The organism is Pseudolysinimonas sp., from assembly GCF_057350545.1.
The window spans coordinates 32,136-51,042 of record NZ_JBMRCP010000024.1 but is presented as its reverse complement, the minus strand read 5'-3'; the positions used below and the strand labels follow the sequence as shown (position 1 = coordinate 51,042).

Below are 18,907 nucleotides of genomic sequence, written 5' to 3'. Positions count from 1 at the left end.
GCTCCAGCCATCGGCGGTCGGACCCACCTCGAGCGGGGTCCGACCGCGCTCGGCTGGAGCCAAGCGCGACGATCTACCTCCGGAAGCGCAGACGCCGCAGCAACTGCGCGTTGAGGGCGACGACGATCGTCGACACCGACATCACGACGGCACCCACGGCGGGCGGCATGAGGAAGCCGACGCCCGCGAGCACGCCGGCGGCGAGCGGCAGACCGAGCACGTTGTAGCCGGTCGCCCAGGCGAGGTTCTGCAGCATCTTGCGGTAGCCCGCCTGGCTGAGGGTGAGGATGTCGACGACGCCCCGGGGGTCGTCCGAGGCGAGCACGACACCCGCCGACTCGATCGCGACGTCGGTGCCGGCACCGATCGCGATGCCGACGTCGGCGCGGGCGAGCGCGGGGGCGTCGTTGACGCCGTCGCCGACCATCGCCACGCGATGCGCTCCCCCGGCTTGCAGCTTCGCGACCGTCTCCGACTTCTGCGCGGGCAGCACCTCGGCGAACACCTCGTCGATCCCGAGGCGACCGGCGACGACGTGCGCGACCTCGTGCGAGTCGCCCGTGAGCATCGCGACGCGCACCCCGCGCTTCTTCAGCGCGGCCACGGCCTCGGCCGACTCCGCCCGCACGACGTCGGCGAGCGCGAACGTCGCGAGCGCCTCCGAGCCTTCGAGCAGGTGCACGACGGTCGAGCCATCCCGCTGGGCGTCGCGCGAGGCGTGCACGAGCGCGGTGGGCAGGTGGATGCCACCCTCGGTCGCCACACGGGAACTCCCGACCCGCAGGTCGCGGCCTCCGACGGTGGCCTGCGCTCCCCGGCCCGCGAGGGCGGCGAACTTGGCCGAGCGCGGGATCTTGAGTGCCCGCTCGGTCGCGGCGGCGACGATCGCACGGGCGATCGGATGCTCCGACTTCGACTCCACGGCGGCCGCGAGCGCGAGTGCTTCGTCCTCGTCGACACCCGGGGCGACGGTGAGCCCGACGAGCCCCTGCCGCCCTTCGGTGAGGGTGCCGGTCTTGTCGAACAGCACGACATCCACGTTGCGCGCGTCTTCGAGAGCCGCGCGGTCCCTCACGAGGATGCCGCGCCGCGCCCCGAGGCTCGTCTGGATCGCGAGCACGAGCGGGATGGCGAGGCCGAGCGCGTGCGGGCACGCGATGACGAGCACGGTGACGACGCGCTCGACGACGAACGCCGGGTCGTCGGGCCGCAGCAGCAGCCAGGCGAGGAGCGTCACCGCGGCGGTGCCGAGAGCGACGTAGAACAGCAGCGCGGCGGCGCGGTCGGCGAGCAGCTGCGCACCGGAACGGCTCGCCTGCGCCTCGGCGACGAGACGGGAGATACCCGCGAGCGCGGTGTCGTCGCCGAGCTTCGTCACCGCGACGGTGAGGGCGCCGGCGCCGTTGACGCTGCCCCCGACGACCGACGATCCGACCGACGCGGCGACCGGCGCGGACTCGCCCGTGAGCAGCGACTCGTCGACCTCCGACTCGCCGTCGACGACCTCGCCGTCGACCGGCACTCGCGCGCCGGGGCGCACGAGCACATGGTCGCCGACGCTGAGCTGTGCGAGCGGCACGGTCATGACGTGATCGCCGTGCACCATCTCGGCCTCGTCGGGCAGGAGCTTGGCGAGCTCGCCGAGCGCATCCCGGGCGCCCGAGATCGCGCGCATCTCGATCCAGTGCCCGAGCAGCATGATCGTGACGAGGGTCGCGAGCTCCCACCAGAAGTCCATGCCGGGGAAGCCGAGCAGCACGGCCACCGAGTAGCCGAACGCGACGAGCAGGGCGAGCGAGATGAGCGTCATCATCCCGGGCTGCCGTGCCCGGAGCTCGCCGATGGCGCCCTGGAGGAATACGCGCCCGCCGATGACGAAGACCGCGACCCCGAACGCCGCCGAGACGTACTCGCTGCCCGGGAACCGCGGGCCGGCGAGGCCCAGGATCTCCTGCAGGCCGGTCGAGAAGACGAGCGTGGGGACGGTCAGTCCGAGGCTGATCCAGAACAGCAGGCGGAAGTTCGCGTGATGGTGGGAGTGGTCGTGCCCGCCCCCGTGGTCGTGCCCACCCCCGTGGTCGTGCGCGCCGTGGTCGTGCGCGCCGTGGTCGTGCGCGCCGTGGTCGTGCGTCTCGACACGCTCGCGGTGCTCGCTACTCGACGACCGAGGAGTGGGGTGGTCGTGCGTCGCGTGATCGCCGCCGCCGTGGTCGTGGTGGGACGAACCGCCGGAGGTGTGGGCGGAGTGGTCGTGCGAGGTCATCACTTGCTCCGATTCTCGAGTTCGTAGACGGTCAGCAGTTCGGCGACGGCGGCATCTTGCTGGGTGCCGCCCTGCGCGAACATCTCCGCGACGTGGGTGCGGAGATGGTTCTCGACGAGCAGCTTGTTGAGGCTGCGGAGCGACTTCTGGATCGCGAGGGTCTGCGTGATGATGTCGACGCAGTACTCCTCGTTCTCGATCATCTTCGTCACCCCGCGCAGCTGGCCTTCGAGGATGCGCGCCCGATGCAGCGAGCGCTTCTTCAAGTCGTCGATCATGTCAACACTATACCCCCTGGGGGTATTCGCGCGCCGGGTGCGGCGGTAGGGTCGCACCGTGCGCATCACGAAGTACGAACACGCGACCCTGCTCGTCTCCCTCGGCGACGAGAACCTCGTCATCGACCCGGGCAGCTTCCTGACGCCGCCCGACTTCCCCGAGGTCGTCGGCATCGTCATCACGCATGAGCACGCGGACCACTGGACCGCCGAGCAGGTGCGCCGCATCCTCGACAAGAACCCGGATGCCCGCATCCTCGCCCCGCAGGGGGTCGCGACCGCCGCAGGCGACGAGTTCTCCGTCCAGGTCGTCGCCGCGGGAGACGTCGTCGAGGTCGGCGCGTTCAAGCTGGAGTTCTTCGGCGAGAAGCACGCGGTCATCCACTCCTCCATCCCGGTGATCGACAACGTCGGGGTGCTCGTCAACGACGAGCTCTACTACGCGGGCGACTCCTACACCGAGCCGGGCGTCGAGGTCGGCACACTCGCCGCACCGGTGGGCGCACCGTGGCTCAAGATCGGCGAGGCGATGGACTACGTGCTCGCGGTGAAGCCGAAGCGCGCGTTCTACGTGCACGACATGACGCTCTCCGTCGCCGGCAAGCAGATGGCCGGGGCGCGCCTGAAGTGGGCGACCGAGCAGGGTGGCGGCACCTTCAGCGAACTGCAGCCGGGCGAGACGCTCGACGTCTGACGGGTCTCGACACGCGCGCTGCGCGCGCTACTCGACCACCGAGGGTCAGGTCGCGTCGCCGTCCTTCGCGGCGCGGTGCTGACGGATCGCGCGCAGCGTGAGCTGCAGCGCGGTGATCGAGACGAAGATCCCGAACAGGATCGTCGACAGCAGCGGCGGCATGACGAGCGCGATCAGCGCACCGCCGAACGAGGCGACGACCGCCGCCGAGCCGATCACGACGCCGTCGAGCGGTCGCACGAGGCCGCCCCGCACGTTCGCGACGCTGCCGGCGATCGAGATCGGGATCATCGCGAGCAGCGAGGTTCCCTTGGCGACGAGGTCGCTCGCCCCGAACAGGGCGATGAAGATCGGCACGACGAGCACGCCACCGCCGATCCCGAACAGCCCCGCCGCGATGCCCATGAAGAGCCCCGTCACGACGAGCGCGACGATCGTCCATGTCGAGAGCTCGATGTCGGCACCCCGATCGGGCACCGTGAGGAACATCCGCACCGCGATCACGACGAGCAGCGCGATGAAACCCCAGCGCAGCCAGACGACGGGCAGGATGCGCAGCAGCCGCGCGCCGATGAGCGACCCGGCGATCCCGCCCGCACCGACGAGCAGACCCGCGACCACGTCGACGTGACCCGTGGCCAGGTAGGTGATGCTGCCCGAGATCGACGAGAGCACGATCGCGGCGAGCGAGGTGGCCGCTGCCTGACGCTGGTCGAACCGCAGCAGCCACAGCATGAGCGGCACCATGACGATGCCGCCACCCACTCCGAAGGCGCCCGAGAAGACCCCGCCGATGAGCCCGACGAGCAGGAGCGCGAGGATGCGGCGGCCCCCGGGACGGGCGGGCGCGGGGGTGTTCGGAGAAGTCACGATGTGCCCGATCCTAGGCCGCGCCCGGCGGACGATAAGTTGGTCCCGTGGCGCGGCGCTGGATCCCTCTGCTGTGGCTCCTGCCGATCGCACTCGTGCTGCTCGTCGCCGCCGTCCTCGTCGCCCAGTGGCTGCGCACGACACCCGACATCCAGGGCTTCATCGCGCAGTATCCCGGCGAGACGGCGATCCCCGAAGGGACGCCCGTCGGCTTCCCGTGGTGGTTGCAGTGGCAGCACGCCCTCAACGCGTTCTTCCTCGTGCTCATCGTGCGCACGGGCTGGCAGATCGGCTCGGGCAAGCGTCCTCCGTCGTTCTGGACCCGCCGCAACGACGGCCTGATCCGCACGACGAACCCGCCGCAGCGGCTCAGCATCCACGTCTGGTTCCACCTCGTGCTCGATGCGCTGTGGGTCGGCAACGGCATCCTGTACTGGGTGCTGCTGTTCGCGACCGGCCAGTGGCTGCGGCTCGTGCCGGTGTCGTGGGATGTCGTGCCGCACGCGCTGAGCGTGTTCATCCAGTACCTGTCGCTCGACTGGCCCGTGCACGACGGCTGGGTGCACTACAACGCGCTGCAGCTGCTCATGTACGGGTTCACGGTGTTCATCGCGGCGCCGCTGGCGCTGTTCACGGGGCTGCGGCTGTCGTCGATCTGGCCGCCTGCGTGGCGGTTCGTGCCCGAGAAGCCGACGCGCTGGCTGCACATCGCGGTGATGGTCTACTTCGTCGCGTTCACGTTCGTGCACGTCGTGCTCATCTTCGCGACGGGAGCGATCCGCAACCTCAACCACATGTACGCGGGGCGCGACGACGAGTCGTGGATCGGGCTCGTCGTCTTCGCCGTGTCCGTCGTCGTCATGGTCGTCGGGTGGGTGGTCGCCCGCCCCGCCGTGCTCGAGCGGCTCGCCGCCCTCGGCGGTACCGTACGGAAATGACCGATCTTCCGCAGTACACGGCCGCCGACCTCGAGCGGGAGGACGCGCTCGACCTCCCGTCGTTCGACAACGACGACGCCGTCGACCTCGGACTCGCCGCCGTCGAGGTGATCGACGAGCGCGGGCTCAACCTCGCGGTGCGGATCGTGCTGCGCGACGACATCGTCTTCCAGGCGAAGCTCGGCGACTCCGGCCCCGGCAACGACCCGTGGCTCGCCGGCAAGCACGCCGTCGTCATGCGCTTCGGGGAATCGTCGCTGCTCGTGCGGCGACGTCACGAGGAGGCGGGCACCCCGTTCGAGGCGCTGCCCGACATCGACCACGACGCGTTCAAGGCGCACGGTGGCTCGATCCCGCTGCGTGTCGACGGCGAGGTCGTCGGGTCGATCACCACCTCGGGGGAACCGGACGTCGTCGACCACGCGACCTCGGCCGAGGCCATCCGCCGCTACCTTGCCCGATAATCAGCCGCGGGTTGAGTGCCGCGCGCAGCGCGGTGTATCGAAACCAGGCTCGTCGAACGTGGGGTTTCGATACACCCGCCTACGGCGGGCACTCAACCCGCGGTCGGCGCTGCGCGTCAGCTGCGATTTGACGATCGCGGGATGCTCTGCCAGTGTTCCGCGAGAGGCATGCGCCCGGTCGACCGGGGGCTGATCGGCGGGCGCCACCCACTCCTCACCCTGCGTCGAGAACATCGTTGTTCCCTACCACCACAGCAGGAGTGACTCTCAGATGACCACCATCGGCATCGTCGCCGAACGCCCGGGCGAGACCCGGGTCGCCGCGACGCCCGACTCCGTCGCGAAACTCCGCGGCCTCGGCTACGAGGTCGTCGTCGAGCGCGGCGCGGGCTCCGCATCGTCGTTCCGCGACCCGGCGTACGAAGAGCAGGGCGCGACCCTCGTCACTCGGAAGGGCGCGTGGTCGTCCGACGTCGTGCTCAAGGTCGCCGCACCGACCGACGACGAGATCGCGCTGCTGACGAAGGGCGCGACCCTCGTCGCCCTGCTCGCCCCCGCCCAGCGACCCGAGCTGCTCGAGGCGCTCCGCGAGCGCGGCGTGACGGCGCTCGCGATGGATGCCGTGCCGCGTATCTCGCGCGCGCAGTCGCTCGACGTGCTGAGCTCGATGGCGAACATCTCCGGCTACCGCGCGGTCGTCGAGGCGGCGAACGAGTTCGGACGATTCTTCACCGGGCAGATCACGGCTGCCGGCAAGGTGCCGCCCGCGAAGGTGCTCGTCGCCGGGGTCGGCGTCGCGGGCCTCGCGGCGATCGGCACCGCCGCGAGCCTCGGCGCGATCGTGCGCGCGACCGACCCGCGTCCCGAGGTCGCCGACCAGGTGAAGAGCGTCGGCGGAGAGTACCTCGCCGTCGAGGTCGAGGAGCAGATGGTCTCGACCGACGGCTACGCGAAGGCGACGAGCGCCGACTACGACCGCCGCGCCGCCGAGATCTACTCCGAGCAGGCGCGCGAGGTCGACATCGTCATCACGACCGCGGCGATCCCCGGCCGTCCCGCACCCCGGCTGCTCACGGCGGCGGATGTCGCGAGCATGAAGCCCGGCAGCGTCATCGTCGACCTCGCCGCAGGCTCCGGCGGCAACGTCGAGGGCTCGGTCGCCGGCCAGCGCGTCGTCACCGACAACGGCGTCGTGATCCTCGGCTACACCGACCTCGCGGGCCGCCTTCCCGGGCAGGCGTCGCAGCTCTACTCGACGAACGTGCTCAACCTCCTGAAGCTGCTCACGCCCGGCAAGGAGGGCGCCCTCGAGCTCGACTTCGAGGATGTCGTGCAGCGGTCGATCACCGTGACCCGCGGCGGCGAGACCACCTGGCCGCCTCCGCCCGTGACGGTCTCGGCCGCCCCGGCCGCGGCATCCGCCCCCGCCCCCGTGGCGATCGCGAAGAAGGAGCCGCGCCCCGGGCTGCGCACCGCGCTCATCCTGCTCGGCATCGCCCTGCTGTTCGCGGTCTGCGCGTTCGCCCCACCGCCGTTGCCGCAGCACTTCCTCGTGCTGACGCTCTCGGTCGTCGTCGGCTTCTACGTGATCGGCCACGTCGCCCACGCGCTGCACACGCCGCTCATGAGCGTCACGAACGCGATCTCCGGGATCATCGTCGTCGGCGCACTCGTGCAGCTCGTCACGCCGTCGCTGCCGGGACAGGTGCTCGCCGCCGTCGCCGTGCTGCTCGCGAGCATCAACATCTTCGGCGGCTTCGCGGTCACCCGACGGATGCTCGCGATGTTCTCCAAGGGCACCGTCGCGAAGGAGGTGACCCGATGAACGTCGTCGAGTTCGCCTCGGCGGCCGCGACGGCCGCCTACATCGTCGCCGCGCTGCTCTTCATCCTGAGCCTCGCGGGACTTTCCAAGCACGAGACCGCCCGCCGCGGCAACCGCTTCGGCATCGCGGGCATGGCGCTCGCCCTCCTCGCGACGGGTGTGCTCGTCGTGCTCGGCCTGCTGGAGCAGGAGAACGGCCTGCTCGGCCTCGCCCTCCTCGGCGGCGCGCTCGTCGTCGGCGCAGCGATCGGCCTCTGGCGTGCGGCGCGCGTCGAGATGACCGGGATGCCGCAGCTCATCGCGCTGTTCCACAGCTTTGTCGGCCTCGCCGCGGTGCTCGTCGGCTGGAACGGCGCGCTCGGGGATGCCCACGTGGCGCCCGAGCTCGAAGGGATCCACTCGGCCGAGGTCGCGATCGGCATCTTCATCGGCGCCGTGACCTTCACCGGATCGGTCGTCGCGTATCTCAAGCTCGCGGCGCGCATCTCGTCGAAGCCGCTCATGCTGCCCGGCAAGAACGCCCTCAACCTCGGCGCCCTCGTCGTGTTCGCGGGGCTCACCGTCTGGTACGTGATCACCCCGGGTCTCCCGCTGCTCATCGCGCTCACGGTGCTCGCCCTGCTGCTCGGACTGCACCTCGTCGCGTCGATCGGCGGCGGCGACATGCCGGTCGTCGTCTCGATGCTCAACAGCTACTCCGGATGGGCGGCGGCCGCGGCGGGCTTCCTGCTGAACAACGACCTGCTCATCGTCACCGGTGCCCTCGTCGGCGCCTCGGGTGCGTACCTGAGCTACATCATGTGCACGGCGATGAACCGCTCGTTCCTGTCGGTCATCGCGGGCGGCTTCGGCATCGAGGCGCCGAAGGGCGACGCAGCCGAGGAGGGCGAGCACCGCGAGATCGATGCCGCCGGCGCCGCCGAGCTGCTCAAAGCCGCGACGAGCGTCGTCATCACCCCGGGTTATGGGATGGCGGTGGCGCAGGCGCAGTATCCGGTCGCCGACCTCGTGGCGAAGCTCCGCGCCCGCGGGATCGAGGTGCGATTCGGCATCCACCCCGTCGCGGGCCGCCTGCCGGGGCACATGAACGTGCTGCTCGCCGAGGCGAAGGTGCCGTACGACATCGTGTTCGAGATGGACGAGATCAACGACGAGCTCAGCGGCACGTCGGTCGTGCTCGTCATCGGCGCCAACGACACCGTCAACCCCGCCGCGTCGGAGGATCCGTCGAGCCCCATCGCCGGGATGCCGGTGCTGCGGGTCTGGGAGGCCGAGAACGTCATCGTGTTCAAGCGCTCGATGGCGTCGGGCTACGCCGGCGTCGCCAACCCGCTGTTCTGGCGGGAGAACACGCAGATGCTGTTCGGTGACGCGAAGGACCGCGTCGAGGACATCGTCAAGCAGCTCTGACCGGCTCCGGGGTGCCGACGGGGGCGAGACCGTCGGCACCCTGCGCCGCAGCCTCCGCATCGGTCAGCCGCGGGCGGCGGGGCCACCAGAAGCGGTCCTTCGTGAGGAACGCGAGCGCGGGCACGATCACCGTGCGCACGAGCAGCGTGTCGATGAGCACGCCGACGCACACGATGACGCCGATCTGGGTGAGGGTGATGAGCGGCAGCACGCCGAGCACCGCAAAGACGGCGGCGAGCAGGATGCCGGCGCTCGTGATGACGGCGCCGGTCGCGGCGAGGCCGCGGATCATGCCCTGCGTGATGCCGAGCCGCTCCGCCTCCTCGCGGGCTCGCGTCACGAGGAAGATGCTGTAGTCGACGCCGAGCGCGACGAGGAACAGGAAGCTGAACAGCAGCACGTTGTCGTCGATCGCGGGGAACCCGAAGAGCGGCGTCTGGAACAGCCACCAGCTCAAGCCGACCGCCGAGAAGTAGCTCGCCACGACCGCGACGAGCAGCAGCAGCGGGGCGACGAGGGCACGCAACAGCACGAGCAGCACGACGAAGACCAGCACGAGGATGAGCGGGATGATGAGCGCCTGGTCGCGGGCCTGCGCCTGCGAGACGTCGAGGGCCTGCGAGTCGAGCCCGCCGACGAGGCCCTCGCCGGTGCCGATGTCGTCGAGTGCCGCGCGCAGCGCTTCGACGGTCGCGAAGGCCTCGGGGGTCTCGGCGGCGGCGTCGAGGGTGACGGCGATCGAGGCATAGTCGTCGGTGGTCTCCCGGATCGCGGCGGCATCCACCCCGTCGAGGTCGGTGATCGTCTCGACGGTCTCCTCCGCGTCGTCGACCGGCACCACGAGGGTCGCGGGCGAGGTCGTGCCGGCCGAGAACGCGTCGGCGAGCACCTCCTGACCCTGCACGGCTTCGGGCACCTGGCGGAACCGGTCGTTCTGCGACAGCCCGGTCTGCACGAAGAACAGTCCGCTCGCCATCGCGGCGAGCACGAGGAACCCGGAGGCGGCGACGACGAGGGGCCGCTTCGAGACCCCGCGCCCGAGCCGACCCCACAGGCTCGTCGAGATCGCGTCGCGCGAGCCGAACCGGGGCACGTAGGGCCAGAACAGTCCGCGCCCGAAGAGCACGAGCGCCGCAGGGAGCACGAACAGCGCGAAGATCATCGCGACGACGACGCCGACGGCGCAGGCGAGGCCGAGCGCGCGGTTGCCGGCGAGCTCGGCGAGCAGCAGCGTCGCAAGGGCGAGCGCGACGGTCGACCCGCTCGCGATGATCGCGGGGCCGGCGCCGCGGAGCGCCTTCTGCATCGCCTCGCGCCGGCTCTCATGGAGGCGCAGCTCGTCGCGGTACCGCGAGATGAGCAGCAGGGCGTAGTTGGTGCCCGCGCCGAAGACGAGCACCGAGAGGATGCCGGTGATCGACGCGTCGAGCTGCACGCCGACCGCCGACGCGACGAGCCGTGCGACGATGCCGGCGAGCGCGTCGGCGACGCCGATGACGATGAGCGGCACGAGCCAGAGCCATGGGCTGCGGTAGGCGATGAGCAGCAGGATGGCGACGACGATCACCGTCGTCAGCAGCAGCGTGAAGTCCGCTCCGGCGAACACCGCGGCGATGTCGACCTCGAAGCCCTCGGCGCCCGTGAGGTAGACCGTGACCCCGTCGAGGTCGGCGGAGGCCGCATCCCGCAGCTCCTGCGCGCGGTCGGCCTGCGCCGCGACGTCGGACTCGGGTTCGAGCGGCACGACGAGGAAGGCGACGGAACCGTCGTCGGAGACCTGGGCCGGCGGCACGAAGCCCTCGGCCGAGAGGTCTGCGAGGTCGCCCGACGCGTTCGCGGCGATCGTCGCGAGCTCGCCCTCGGTGAGGTCGCCGGAGTCCGCGGCGAAGACGAGGATCGAGGACGTGCCGTCGGCGCTCGGGAACTCATCGAGCAGCTGCTGCGCGCGTTCCGATTCCGCGGAGGCGGGCAGCCCGACGGTCGGCGCGGTCTCGGCCTCCTCGCTCCCCGCGACGGCGAAGAGCGCCCCGGCGGCGACGGCTGCGAGGACGAGCAGGATCCAGGATGTCTTCGCGGACGTGATGAAACGCAGCAGGCCGGACACTGTTTCTCCTCGAGTCGATCGATGGCGCGATGGGCGATTTCGCTAGATTATCAAACTATCAGTCTATCTAGCGACAGCGCGGATACGATGTGAGCATGCATCAGCCCGAGACCGCCGCGGCCGCTCCGGCCACCTTCGGCGACCCCGGAAGGATGCACGAGGCCACCCGGCTGCTGCGCGAGTTCCTCGACGTGAGCGACGAGTTCGAGCGCACCCTCGGGGCCGAACTGTCGGTGAACCCCACCGACCTCGAGGCGATGGAGCACCTGCTCATGAGCGGGCCGCTCTCCCCCGGCGAGCTCGCCCGACGGCTGCGCATCTCGACCGCCTCGACGACGACCGCGATCGACCGCCTCGTCGCTGTGGGGCATGTGACCCGCGAAGCCGACCCGGCCGACCGCCGGCGCCTCCTCGTCGTGCCGAAGCCCGCCTCGCGCGACAAGGCGATGGCCCGCATCATCCCGATGATCATGGGCGTGAACGCCGAGCTCGACGACTTCGACGACGACGAGCGCGACGCGATCACGCGCTACCTGCGCCGCGTGGTCGCCCTGTACCGCGAGCACGCCGCCGAGCGGCAGCCGGCCGAGCCCGCCGCGTCCGGGGGCTAGCTCTCCGGAGCCGGAGCCGGAGCCGGAGCCGGGATCGGCTCGGCGGGCAGCTTGCGCACCCGGGTGCGGCGCTTCCGTCGCTCGGGGATCATCGAGCGCATCTCGTCGAGCTTGCCGAAGCACAGCAGCCGGTCGCCGACCTCGAGCACGACGCGGTTCCGCGGGTTCGGGATGACGGTCGTGCCCCGGTGCACCGTGAGCACCGTGATGTCGCGTTCGCCGAGCTCGGACTCCCCGAGGGTCTTGCCCACGAAGTCGCCGTTGTTGTGCACGAGGATCTCGGCCACGCCGTAGCCGGTCGACACCGACAGCCGCTGGCGCACGTCGATCTCGGGGAAGGCCACCTGGTTCGCGATGTAGTCGACGATCGCGCCCGCGACATCCAGCTGGGTCGCCGTCTCGATGCCCTGCAGCCCCGGTGAGGAGTTCACCTCCATGACGAGCGGACCCTCGTCGCCCTCGAGCATGTCGACGCCCGCGACCCGCAGACCCATGATCTGCGCCGAGCGCACCGCGACCTGCTCGTACTCGGGCGACAGCTCGACGGGCTCGACACTGCCGCCGCGGTGCACGTTCGAGCGGAACTCGTCGCCCTGCGCGCGTCGGCGCATCGCCGCGACGACCCGATCGCCGACCACGAGCGCGCGGATGTCGCGGCCCTTGCTCTCGGAGACGAAGTGCTGGATGAGCACGTTCTGGTTGGTCGACTGGAGGGTCTCGATGATCGCCTCGGCGGTCTTCACCTCGGGCGCGAGGATCACGCCGATGCCCTGGGTCCCCTCGAGGAGCTTGATCACAACGGGGGCGCCGCCGACCCGCTCGATGGCGGCGCGCACGTCGCCGCGGTTGCGCACGAACGTCGTCGCCGGCATCCCGATGTTGTGGCGGGAGAGGATCTGCGTCGCCCGCAGCTTGTCGCGCGCGTTCGAGATGCCGTTCGCGGTGTTGGGCGTGTAGACATCCATCTGCTCGAACTGACGCACGACGGCGGTGCCGAAGTAGGTGATGGAGGCGCCGATGCGCGGGAGGATCGCGTCGTAGTCGGAGAGGCGGATGCCGCGGTACTGGAGGTCGGGCTCAGGCCCGGAGAGATCGATCGCGAAGCGCAGGGTGTTGAGCACGCGCACGTCGTGTCCGCGCTGCTGCGCCGCGGCCTTGAGCCGCTGGGTCGAGTACGCCTTGGGCGCGCGCGACAGGAGGGCGAGTTTCATGGGGAGGGCCAGTCGTAGTGGTGGGGACTGCCAGGATGGTGGCGTGAACGAGCCCACCCATTCAAACACCCTCGCGGGGTGGCGGGAATGGGTTCAGCTCCCCGGCATCGGCATCCCCTGGATCAAGGCGAAGCTCGACACCGGCGCCCGCACGTCGTCGCTCCACGCCTACAAGATCAAGGTCTTCGAGCGCGACGGCGACGAGTGGGTGCGCTTCCGCGTACGACCCTGGCAGGAGTCGGCCGACGACGAGACGCTCGTCGAGTGCCCCGTGCACGACCGACGGCGCGTGCGGTCGTCGTCGGGCCACGTCGAGGAGCGCATCGTCGTGCTCATGCGGCTTGTCCTCATCGGCCGGGAGGTCGACGCCGAGGTGACGCTCACGAACCGGGATGCCATGGGCTTCCGGATGCTCATCGGTCGCGAGGCGCTGCGGCGCGGATTCGCCGTCGCGTCGGGCAGGTCGTTCCTCGGGGGGCGCGCGCCCAAGCCCGTGCGGCGTCGAAACAGGGGACGTCCGGAAGAATAGGCGGGTGACCGACCCGAACGCCGCCACCGACGCCCCGCCGACGTGCTACCGGCATCCCGGCCGGCCCACCTACATCAGCTGCCAGCGCTGCGGGCGGCACATCTGCCCCGAGTGCCAGAACCAGGCGGCCGTCGGCGTGCAGTGTCCCGAGTGCGTCCGAGGGGCGCAGACCCCGGCCGTGCGTCGCGCGGGGAGCTGGACGCAGACGCTCGTCCCGCGACGCTCGATCGTCACCTTCGTGCTCATGGGGCTCATCGTGCTCGCCTACGCGGCGCAGTGGCTCACCGGCCATTGGCTCACCCAGGCGTGGCAATTCGACGCGCGCATCGTCGGCGCCGAGCCGTGGCGGCTGCTCACCTCGACATTCCTGCACTCCCCCGCGACGTTCATCCACATCCTGTTCAACCTCTACGCGCTCTACGCCCTCGGCCCGGCGCTCGAGTCGTTCCTCGGCCGCGCGCGGTTCCTCGCGCTCTACCTGATCTCGGGCCTGGGCGGCTCGCTGGGCGCGGTCGCGCTCTACGCGCTCGCCGTCGCGACCCGGGGCGCCAGCATCGAGCTGACGGGCGGGTTCCTGTCGCCGAGCGTCGTCGCGGTCGGAGCGTCCGGCGCGATCTTCGGCCTCTTCGGCGCTTACATCCCCCTGCGCAAGGCCATCGGCGTCAACATCGGTCAGCTCGCGATCGTGCTCGCCATCAACGTCGTCATCGGCTTCCTCGCGAGCGGCATCGCGTGGGAGGCCCACCTGGGCGGGCTCGCGGTCGGCGCCGGGATCGCCGCCGTGTACTCGCGCACCCGTCGACCCGAGCAGCGCCGCACGCAGGTGCTCGCCGTCGCCGGCATCGCCGCGGCGCTGATCGTCGTCTTCGTGCTCTTCGTCGTCGCGGCCCCCGCCTACTACGGCCTCTGACCGTGCCCGCCGTCGCCACCGTGTGGAAAGCCGCGGTCGTCGCCCTCGCGCTCGTCGTCGCGGTGATCCCGATGCTGCTGCTCGACGCCTCGGCGAACGACGGCGCGGCGTCGATGACCGCCCTCTTCGGCATCCCGGCGTTCGCGACGGCGGCGCTCGTCGAGATCGCGCGGCCGAAGCACGGTGACCAGAGGTTCGTCGTCGCGCTGCTCCCGTGGGTGGGCGGGGTCGCGCTCGGACTGCTGTTCCTCGGCATCCCGGCCACGCTCCTCGAGCCGCGGTACTACGCGGCCGAGACCGTCGGCGGGATGCTCGCGACGCTCGGCGGGTTCACCTTCATCATCGCGCTGGGGATCGCGTTCGGCATCCTCATCTGGGGCGTCGTCGTGCTGCCCGCCGCGACCCTGCTGCGTCACGCTCGGGCGCGATGGTTGGGCGGCTCCCCGGTGCCGGCGTCGGGCGTCGTGGTCGGTCGCGGCCCGAACGGCGCGACCGTGTCGGCGACCGTGCTCGTCATCGTCGCGCTCATCGTCATCGCGATCGTCGCGTTCGGCGGGGTCGAGTTCGACCGCCTGACCGTCGTGCAGATCGTGAGCGCGCTGCTCGGCATCCCCGGCTGGTACGAGGTCGCCTCCGAGCTCGTGCTCTGGATCGTGCGCGCGCTGCTCGTGCTCGTCGTCGCGGTCACGGCCATCCTCACCGTGCTCGCGCGGGACGCCGAGCTACGGCACTCGACGGATCAGTCCCAGACGAGGTAGCGGTCGCCGTCGACGACGACGCTCCAGTCGCCGCACACCCACCCGGCGCTCGGCAGCTCCTCGGCGGGCCACCACCCGGGCTCGAAAGCAGGGGTGCCGACGACGTCGCCCTCCTCGCAGTAGTCGGCGGTCAACCCCGTCTCCGAGGTGAACGACATGAGTTGTCCCTCGTCGATCGTGTTGTACGCGATCCGGATGGTGCGGGCATCGTCAGGCACGAGCTTCGGGATCTTCACGGCATCCCACGACTCCTGCGCGTTCTCGAGGTTCGGGTACAACGCGTCGTACTCCTCGTTGATCCCGAACGCCTGACAGCCGGCGAGCAGTGGGACGGCGAGGACGAGCGCGGCGGCGGGCAGGAGGCGGTGGGAAATGGTCATGCGTCCAGCCCACCCCACCCACCGGCGACGGCGCGTCGGCAGGGCGAGCGATCCGCGTCGTCCTCCCGGTCGATCCGCGACTCGCGACGGTCATCCGGTCGGCTACGGTCGGGGGCGGAGGTGCGGAGTGACGGAGCTGACGCGTGCCGAGGAGCGGGTGCTCGCGGCGATCGACGACCAGGCGCTCGTGCGCGAGCTGATCGACCTCATCCGGGTGCCGAGCGTCACCGGCACCGACGCCGAGTCCGACCTGCAGCACCGCGCCGCGGGGCAGCTCACCGAGCTGGGGTTCTCGGTGGATGCCTGGAAGCTCGACCTCCCCTCACTCGAGTCGCATCCCGACTTCCCGGGTACCGAGGCGCCGCGCGGTGAGGGCTACGGCGTCGTCGGAACCCTCGGCGGTGACGGGATGCCGGCGCTCGTGCTGCAGTCGCACGTCGACGTCGTGCCGACGGGCGACCTCGACAAGTGGATCGATCGCGACCCGTTCTCGGGCGACGTGCGCGACGGCGTCGTGCACGGTCGGGGCGCGTGCGACATGAAGGCAGGGGCGGCCGCGAACCTCGCCGTCGCCCGCGCGCTCGTGGCCTCGGGCGTCGCGCTCGAGCGGCCCTTCGCGATGCACTCGGTCGTGAGCGAGGAGGACGGCGGACTCGGCGCCTTCGCGACGATGCTGCGCGGGCACCGAGGCGAGGTCGCCGTGCTCACCGAGCCGACGAGCGAGCGGATCGTCGTCGCGAACGCGGGCGCCCTCACGTTCGAGCTGCGGGTGCCGGGACGCGCGGCCCACGGCAGCACGCGACGCGAGGGCTACAGCGCCTTCGACGCATTCCTCCCCCTCTACAGCGCTCTCATCGAACTCGAGCGCGCGCGCAACACCCGCATCGACCCGCTCTTCGGTGACAACCCGCTGCCCTACCCGCTCTCGATCGGCACGATCCGCGCGGGAGACTGGGCCAGCAGCGTTCCCGACCTCTTGGTCGCCGAAGGGCGCCTCGGCGTGCGGCTCGGCGAGGAGCCGGCGGTCGCACGAGCAGAGTTCGAGGCCGTCGTCGCCGAGGCCGCCCGCGCCGACCCGTGGCTGCACGACAACCCGGTCACGGTGACCTGGCCGGGCGGGCAGTTCGCGAGCGGCGGCATCGCGGCGGGGCACCCGCTCATCGGCGAGATGGGACAGGCGATCCGGGATGCCGAGGGCCGCGAGGCGCCCCTCGGCGCCGCCCCCTACGGCAGCGACCTGCGGCTCTACTCGGGGATCGGAGGCATCCCGACCCTGCATTACGGCCCGGGCGACGTGCGGTTCGCGCACGCCCCGCGCGAGCAGGTCGCGATCGAGGAGCTGCTGCGCTCGACCCGGTCGCTTGCGCTGCTCGCCGCGCGGCGCTGCGGGGCGCACCTGTAGGGCGAGTCACCCGGAGGCGACTCGACGCACGAGGCCGATCAGCCCGCGGGGTTCTCGACCGGGGTGCCGTCGTCGTCGGTCGCGGCCTCGTCGGTGGCGGGTGTGCTGGTGTCGCGGTGGTCGTCACCTCGGGGCTCCGCGCCACCTCCCGACGCGGTGTCCGCTTCGCTGTCGGGGCTGGTGTCCATGTTCTGATTCGTGTCGCTCACGGCGCGACGGTACGCCGGATCGCGGTGAGGCCGTCAGGGGTTGCGGAATCCGGCGAATCGCGCAGGGGACGAGAAAACCCCCGACGAGCGGGGGTTTCGACGTGCTGGGGTACCTGGACTCGAACCAAGAATGGCGGTACCAGAAACCGCTGTGTTGCCAATTACACCATACCCCAGGGCACCGAACCGAAGCCCGGACCGAGTGACCACATTACCGTACGCGAGCGCTCTGTCGGACCGATGGCGCGAGTCAGCTCAGACGGCGCTCGAGTCGCACCGTGACCTCGTCGCCGATGCCCTTGGCCAGCTGTGCGCGCAGCTTCGCATTGAGCGACAGCATGTGCCCGCCGGTGCCTGTCGGCATGAGTCCCACGTTCGGCAGCGGCACCCCGTCGACCACGGCATCCACGCGCACCGTCGACCCGGTTCCGAAGAACTCGGCCGATCCGGGCATCTCGACGCAGGCCCAGACCTCGCCCTTCACGTCGACGCCGATCGGCGCGATGAACTCGTGATCGAGCGTGACGGGGTGCTCGAGCTTCGCCACGATCAGCCGAGCTTCCGACGGAACCGCTCGAGTCGCGTCAGAGTCGACTCCTTGTCGAGGATCTCCATCGACTCGAAGAGCGGCGGCGAGATCCGGCGTCCGGAGATCGCGGTGCGCAACGGCCCGAACGCGTCGCGCGGCTTGAGGCCGGCGCCGTCGATGAGCTCGCGTCGCAGCGCTTCCTCGATCGCGGCGGTGGAGAAGTCGTCGAGTTGCGTGAGCGCCGCGTAGGACGCGTCGAGCACGAGCCGGGCCTGGTCGGCATCCTTCGGCAGCGCGTCGGCGTCGTACTCGAGAGCGTCGTCGGCGGTGAAGAGGAACGCGAGCAGCCCGGGAGCTTCCGAGAGCACCGTCATGCGCTCCTGCACGAGAGGGGCGGCCTCGCGCAGGATCGCGGCCTCCCCCGCCGTCGGCGGGTCGGACACGAGCCCCGACAGGTAGGGCACGAGGCGCGCCTCGAAGTCGGCGGGCGCGAGCATCCGGATGTGGTCGCCGTTGATGGCGTCGGCCTTCTTCTGGTCGAAGCGCGCGGGGTTGGGGTTGACGTCGCGGATGTCGAAGGCGGCGACGAACTCCTCCTGCGTGAACACGTCGCGGTCGGCGGCGATCGACCAGCCGAGCAGCGCGAGGTAGTTGAGCAGCCCCTCGGGCACGAAGCCGCGCTCGCGGTGCGCGAAGAGGCTCGACTCGGGGTCGCGCTTCGACAGCTTCTTCGAGCCCTCGCCGTAGACGAGCGGCATGTGCGCGTACTGCGGGATGACGTCGGTGACGCCGATCTCGATGAGCGCGAGGTAGAGCGCGATCTGCCGCGGGGTCGACGACAGGATGTCCTCGCCGCGGAACACGTGCGTCACGCCCATGAGCGCATCGTCGACGGGGTTCACGAAGGTGTAGAGCGGCGCGCCGTTCGGGCGCACGACGACGAAGTCGGTGAACGAACCGGCGGGAAAGGTGATCTCGCCGCGGATGAGATCGGTGAACGAGAGGTCGGTGTCGGGCACCCGCAGGCGCAGGCTCGGCGACCGCCCCTCGGCCCGGAACGCCGCGCGCTCCTCCTCCGTGAGCGACCGCTCGAAGTTGTCGTAACCCTGGCGCGGATCGCGGCCGTTCGCGACGTTGCGGGCCTCCATCTCCTCGGGCGTGACGTAGCTCTCGTAGAGGAGCCCGGCATCCTTTAGCTTCTCGACGAGCTCGAGGTAGATGGAGGTGCGCTGCGACTGCCGATAGGGCTCGTGCGGGCCGCCCTTCTCGACGCCCTCGTCCCAGTCGATGCCGAGCCAGGTGAGCGCGTCGATCAGCTGGAGGTAGCTCTCCTCGCTGTCGCGGGCCGCATCGGTGTCTTCGATGCGGAATACCATCTTGCCGCCGGTGTGACGCGCGTAGGCCCAGTTGAAGAGCGCCGTGCGCACCATGCCGACGTGCGGGGTGCCGGTGGGCGACGGGCAGAAGCGGACGCGCACGTCGGCGCCCGTGGCGGTGGAGAACGGGAGGGAGGACATCGGGTC

General features: G+C 70.7%; 19 protein-coding genes and 1 tRNA gene. 10 read left to right on the top strand and 10 right to left on the bottom strand.

Annotation, left to right across the window (positions count from 1 at the left end; translation table 11 throughout):
* Positions 1–73 precede the first annotated feature (73 nt).
* Positions 74–2,263, bottom strand: a complete 2,190-nt coding sequence (locus tag ACO1X9_RS03055; RefSeq protein ID WP_486349354.1) for a copper-translocating P-type ATPase — start codon at positions 2,261–2,263, stop codon at positions 74–76.
* On the bottom strand, positions 2,263–2,541 hold the full coding sequence (locus tag ACO1X9_RS03050) for a metal-sensitive transcriptional regulator (protein WP_486349353.1): 279 nt from the start codon (positions 2,539–2,541) through the stop codon (positions 2,263–2,265). The genes ACO1X9_RS03055 and ACO1X9_RS03050 overlap by 1 nt, the downstream gene beginning before the upstream one ends.
* 58 nt (positions 2,542–2,599) lie before the next feature.
* Here ACO1X9_RS03050 and ACO1X9_RS03045 point away from each other — a divergent pair, with 58 nt between their 5' ends.
* Positions 2,600–3,235, top strand: a complete 636-nt coding sequence (locus ACO1X9_RS03045) for an MBL fold metallo-hydrolase (RefSeq protein WP_486349352.1) — start codon at positions 2,600–2,602, stop codon at positions 3,233–3,235.
* Positions 3,236–3,280: 45 nt separating this feature from the next.
* Here the strand turns inward: ACO1X9_RS03045 and ACO1X9_RS03040 are convergent, their stop codons facing one another.
* On the bottom strand, positions 3,281–4,105 hold the full coding sequence (locus tag ACO1X9_RS03040; protein ID WP_486349351.1) for a sulfite exporter TauE/SafE family protein: 825 nt from the start codon (positions 4,103–4,105) through the stop codon (positions 3,281–3,283).
* Positions 4,106–4,152: 47 nt separating this feature from the next.
* Here ACO1X9_RS03040 and ACO1X9_RS03035 point away from each other — a divergent pair, with 47 nt between their 5' ends.
* The 4 genes from ACO1X9_RS03035 (at position 4,153) to pntB (ending at position 8,741) form a co-directional block, all read left to right on the top strand.
* A complete protein-coding gene (locus tag ACO1X9_RS03035; RefSeq protein WP_486349350.1) occupies positions 4,153–5,043 on the top strand; it encodes a cytochrome b/b6 domain-containing protein in 891 nt (296 codons plus the stop codon).
* Positions 5,040–5,507, top strand: coding sequence for a heme-degrading domain-containing protein (locus ACO1X9_RS03030; protein WP_486349349.1), 468 nt, complete (start codon positions 5,040–5,042; stop codon positions 5,505–5,507). The genes ACO1X9_RS03035 and ACO1X9_RS03030 overlap by 4 nt, the downstream gene beginning before the upstream one ends.
* Before the next feature lie 271 nt (positions 5,508–5,778).
* Positions 5,779–7,332, top strand: a complete 1,554-nt coding sequence (locus tag ACO1X9_RS03025) for a Re/Si-specific NAD(P)(+) transhydrogenase subunit alpha (protein ID WP_486349348.1) — start codon at positions 5,779–5,781, stop codon at positions 7,330–7,332.
* Complete coding sequence (gene pntB / locus ACO1X9_RS03020; RefSeq protein ID WP_486349347.1) at positions 7,329–8,741, top strand: Re/Si-specific NAD(P)(+) transhydrogenase subunit beta; 1,413 nt, start codon at positions 7,329–7,331, stop codon at positions 8,739–8,741. Before ACO1X9_RS03025 ends, pntB begins: the two co-directional genes overlap by 4 nt.
* Here pntB and ACO1X9_RS03015 read toward each other — a convergent pair.
* Positions 8,728–10,845 carry an MMPL family transporter gene (locus tag ACO1X9_RS03015; protein ID WP_486349346.1) on the bottom strand — a complete coding sequence of 706 codons (2,118 nt, stop codon included), beginning with the start codon at positions 10,843–10,845 and terminating at the stop codon, positions 8,728–8,730. The two genes, pntB and ACO1X9_RS03015, sit on opposite strands and share 14 nt — an antisense overlap.
* A 95-nt stretch (positions 10,846–10,940) precedes the next feature.
* Here ACO1X9_RS03015 and ACO1X9_RS03010 point away from each other — a divergent pair, with 95 nt between their 5' ends.
* Complete coding sequence (locus tag ACO1X9_RS03010) at positions 10,941–11,456, top strand: MarR family winged helix-turn-helix transcriptional regulator (protein ID WP_486349345.1); 516 nt, start codon at positions 10,941–10,943, stop codon at positions 11,454–11,456.
* On the opposite strand, the gene ACO1X9_RS03005 is transcribed toward ACO1X9_RS03010, so the two are convergent.
* Positions 11,453–12,667, bottom strand: coding sequence for a RimK family alpha-L-glutamate ligase (locus ACO1X9_RS03005; RefSeq protein WP_486349344.1), 1,215 nt, complete (start codon positions 12,665–12,667; stop codon positions 11,453–11,455). The two genes, ACO1X9_RS03010 and ACO1X9_RS03005, sit on opposite strands and share 4 nt — an antisense overlap.
* 43 nt (positions 12,668–12,710) lie before the next feature.
* On the opposite strand from ACO1X9_RS03005, the gene ACO1X9_RS03000 reads away from it, so the two are divergent.
* The 3 genes from ACO1X9_RS03000 to ACO1X9_RS02990 are packed head-to-tail and all read left to right on the top strand — an operon-like array spanning position 12,711 to position 14,864.
* A complete protein-coding gene (locus tag ACO1X9_RS03000) occupies positions 12,711–13,196 on the top strand; it encodes an ATP-dependent zinc protease family protein (protein WP_486349343.1) in 486 nt (161 codons plus the stop codon).
* Between the two features lie 4 nt (positions 13,197–13,200).
* Positions 13,201–14,106: a rhomboid family intramembrane serine protease gene (locus ACO1X9_RS02995; protein ID WP_486349342.1), complete on the top strand. Its 906-nt coding sequence runs from the start codon at positions 13,201–13,203 to the stop codon at positions 14,104–14,106.
* 2 nt (positions 14,107–14,108) lie between these two features.
* Positions 14,109–14,864 (top strand): hypothetical protein, encoded by a 756-nt coding sequence (locus ACO1X9_RS02990; protein WP_486349341.1) that lies wholly within the window; start codon positions 14,109–14,111, stop codon positions 14,862–14,864.
* Here ACO1X9_RS02990 and ACO1X9_RS02985 read toward each other — a convergent pair.
* Positions 14,846–15,244 carry a hypothetical protein gene (locus tag ACO1X9_RS02985; RefSeq protein ID WP_486349340.1) on the bottom strand — a complete coding sequence of 133 codons (399 nt, stop codon included), beginning with the start codon at positions 15,242–15,244 and terminating at the stop codon, positions 14,846–14,848. The genes ACO1X9_RS02990 and ACO1X9_RS02985 overlap by 19 nt on opposite strands.
* 127 nt (positions 15,245–15,371) lie before the next feature.
* Between ACO1X9_RS02985 and ACO1X9_RS02980 the strand changes: the two genes are divergently transcribed.
* A complete protein-coding gene (locus tag ACO1X9_RS02980) occupies positions 15,372–16,646 on the top strand; it encodes an ArgE/DapE family deacylase (protein ID WP_486349339.1) in 1,275 nt (424 codons plus the stop codon).
* Positions 16,647–16,684: 38 nt separating this feature from the next.
* Here ACO1X9_RS02980 and ACO1X9_RS02975 read toward each other — a convergent pair whose 3' ends face one another.
* From ACO1X9_RS02975 to gltX, 4 genes are all read right to left on the bottom strand, one after another.
* The gene (locus ACO1X9_RS02975) at positions 16,685–16,855 is read right to left on the bottom strand and encodes a hypothetical protein (protein ID WP_486349338.1); all 171 of its coding nucleotides are present in this window, start codon (positions 16,853–16,855) and stop codon (positions 16,685–16,687) included.
* Between the two features lie 104 nt (positions 16,856–16,959).
* Positions 16,960–17,031 (bottom strand) — tRNA-Gln (locus ACO1X9_RS02970).
* Between the two features lie 74 nt (positions 17,032–17,105).
* Positions 17,106–17,402 (bottom strand): DUF1905 domain-containing protein, encoded by a 297-nt coding sequence (locus ACO1X9_RS02965; RefSeq protein WP_486349337.1) that lies wholly within the window; start codon positions 17,400–17,402, stop codon positions 17,106–17,108.
* A gap of 2 nt (positions 17,403–17,404) precedes the next feature.
* Complete coding sequence (gene gltX / locus ACO1X9_RS02960) at positions 17,405–18,901, bottom strand: glutamate--tRNA ligase (RefSeq protein ID WP_486349336.1); 1,497 nt, start codon at positions 18,899–18,901, stop codon at positions 17,405–17,407.
* Positions 18,902–18,907: the final 6 nt, after the last annotated feature.